Genomic DNA, 2740 nt, shown 5'->3' on the forward strand with positions numbered 1-2740 from the left:
CTTCGAAAAATCACGTTCATAGTCTGCCACTATGCGCTGTTGCACGGTGCGAGCCCTAGAGTAATCGGAGTTTTCAATAAACGTCTTAACTGCTTCAGGCATACCGCCCACGAAGTAATAATCTTTTAGCAGGGGAATGATTTTGCTTTTAAATACTTCGGCCATACGATAATCCGAGCTATTGAGGGTATTAGCAAGCTCGATATTTGCTCGAGCACGTACGAATTCATCGAAAGAGAGCGGAAACAAAGAAAGTGTTTCAACTTTTCCCACAGGGAAGGAAGCATTTTTATGAAGGGCGATGCCGAGTAGCGACCCTGCTGAGACAACGTGGTATTCCGGAGCATTCTCACAAAAATATTTGAGTGAGGTAAGTGCTTTGGGAATTTCTTGTATCTCGTCGAATACGATAAGCGTTTCTTGTTCCCTGATGGAAACGCCTGCCTCAAGTTCAAGACCCAAAACTATTCGCTCTATGTTGTAATCGCCCTCAAATAGCTGAGTCATCACTGCGTTGTTGTCCATGTTAATGTAGGCAACTTGTTTGTAATTGAGGCGTCCAAATTCCTTAATAAGCCAAGTTTTACCCACCTGTCGTGCTCCGTTGATAATCAGGGGCTTTCGGTCGGGGTTATTCTTCCAGGCCACAAGGTCTTTCATTAAAGTGCGTTCCAATATAATCACCTTAACCATCCGCCAGCAGAACGCCTATATTGCGAGTCAGTATAAGACGATCTACAAAAACAAGGACGTAAAAGTGCAAATATCTACAAAAACAAGGACGTAAAAGTGCAAATCCGTACTTTTCTGATATTTGCTCGAATTAGCGCCACCAAAGAGCACTGTGTGCGAATCGGCTTCTTGGATGCAATTCTAGCGAAGGCACCTGCGAACGCTTCTTGCGGTGTACAGTAGTTCAGTTTTTTGGGAAAGGCGGTAGCTTTCTGCTGTAGTAGGCTCATATCTTCTAGCGGCGTGTATCCTCAATACGGTTAAGAAATTCTCTGTTGAGAATCTATATCGACTAGTTGTTGTTCGATGGACTGGTGACGCTGGGCATCTCGATGCGAGATTTCATCATAGGATTTTCTTCTACACATCCAGCACGAGCAGTGTATTTTCCCTTTGGCAAGCCTTCCGGGTGCCCCTCGGGTCCATCCCTCAAAGTGATCTTTACCGCCTAGGCGGTAAAGTAAAGCCACCTTCTTTTTGATGGCGCGCTTCCTTTGGGTACGATAATACCCACGACTTCTTTTCATAATAATCAACTCCTCGACAGGTTGGCAGCCTGCAAGGAGCGTCGAGAAAAGCAAACTCCTTACAGGCTGTTCATCTTGTCGAGGTAGGAAAAGAGGCTTTCACCCATAATTTCACCTCGCGAAGCAGCGGCTGACTTGTAGATAAATAATATTAGGGCGGTCGTATTTTGGCAAGGGATCGAACGGGACTCTCTCAATTCCTTCCAGATTGTTGATCAAGGGAGACCAAGCCACCGACTATGCCAGTTGACCGTGATTTACCCTGCTGAACTACGGTGAAAATGCTTGTGTATGGATTTTTGAAACAAAAAACTAACTGCTGTACGAAATTTTATTCAAAATAATCACTAGCTGTCCCAATAAAAGTACAGGCGCTTTCTTTCAGATAGTTACAATTTACTTCACACGGCTCTCAGAACCCAAGGAAAGCATGATTGGAGAATCCAATGGGACTAGATGCGGGTGTTCGATGCCGGTGCTTTGAGGACGGTTTTCTATTGCCAGGGCCGGTGCCTACCGAAGATTTGTTCATTGATGAAGAAGGCTATCTGTCTTCGAAGACGCTTGCATCTGCATATGAAGAATATGGCTACAGACAATACTATGCACGCTTTGAATCCCTGGACAGGGCTTTTTACGAGTGGCTTGAGCACCCATGCGAGCATGAATTCGGAGAGATCTGCACAGAATGGGTTGCTAATATCGCCGGGAAAGCCAGATTTCGTTCGGTTATCGATGAACTTGGAGGAGAATCCTCATACCCCTTACTCGCGCACATTCTCCCAAGTGGTAACGGTGGGTGCTTTCCCCCTGAAAAAGCCCAAGCGGCATTAGGAGAAATAGACCGGCTGCTGAAAGAGATTGACAGTGTTTCTGGATGGGTGCTTGTAGATGTTGAGACGCAAAAAGAAAGCTGGTCTAGCGCAAACAATGCTTGCTTTACTTGGATGTATGGCTCTGCGTGCAGAGTATCCATGGAAAGCAGCAAGATAGTTTTTGAACACACTGAACTAGGAGTACTCAAAACGTCGCATTTTAGGCAGATCCCAATCGGTCCCCCGAACTTAAATGGCGAACAGCCCATGAAAATAGTCTGTCTTGAAGGAGGCGGGGAGTCGGAAACACATGACTCTCTCGGCCCAGAAGATTTGCCTAAAACGGAGCGTGTTTTTAAGGTTGTTGAAAAGACTCCTCTCTACGAATCAGAGGGCGAGTTTCATATAGCAAATAAAATACGGAGATTATTGGTGGCGTCCATACAAACGGGAAACCCTATACGTTGGTGTTAAGGACAGCGAGATGAATAACAACATTTGCTTGAGCGATGAAACGAGCTCTATGAGCAATGTAGTGGGTAGTGAGTTTTCGACTGGAAAGAAAACCCTTCCTACACTCAGTAGTAAGCCTACGGTTCTTCCTGATGGCGATCAGTGTCGCGCGCTTATTGCGGAATACGGTAATTGCTTAAAAGGCATAATAAA

General features: G+C 45.4%; 3 protein-coding genes. 2 read left to right on the plus strand and 1 reads right to left on the minus strand.

Features of this window, described 5'->3' with window-relative positions; translation table 11 throughout:
- Positions 1-675 (minus strand): AAA family ATPase (locus RR842_RS13555; protein WP_332730116.1); only part of this gene is annotated, 675 nt, incomplete at its 3' end.
- A 1018-nt stretch (positions 676-1693) separates the two neighbouring features.
- Here RR842_RS13555 and RR842_RS13560 point away from each other — a divergent pair.
- Together RR842_RS13560 and RR842_RS13565 are read left to right on the plus strand one after the other, a co-directional pair.
- A complete protein-coding gene (locus RR842_RS13560) occupies positions 1694-2548 on the plus strand; it encodes a hypothetical protein (protein WP_332730117.1) in 855 nt (284 codons plus the stop codon).
- A gap of 10 nt (positions 2549-2558) precedes the next feature.
- Positions 2559-2740: hypothetical protein (locus RR842_RS13565; RefSeq protein ID WP_332730118.1), on the plus strand; the 182-nt coding region annotated here is incomplete at its 3' end.

This window comes from Gordonibacter sp., from assembly GCF_036667095.1.
Lineage (GTDB): Bacteria > Actinomycetota > Coriobacteriia > Coriobacteriales > Eggerthellaceae > Gordonibacter.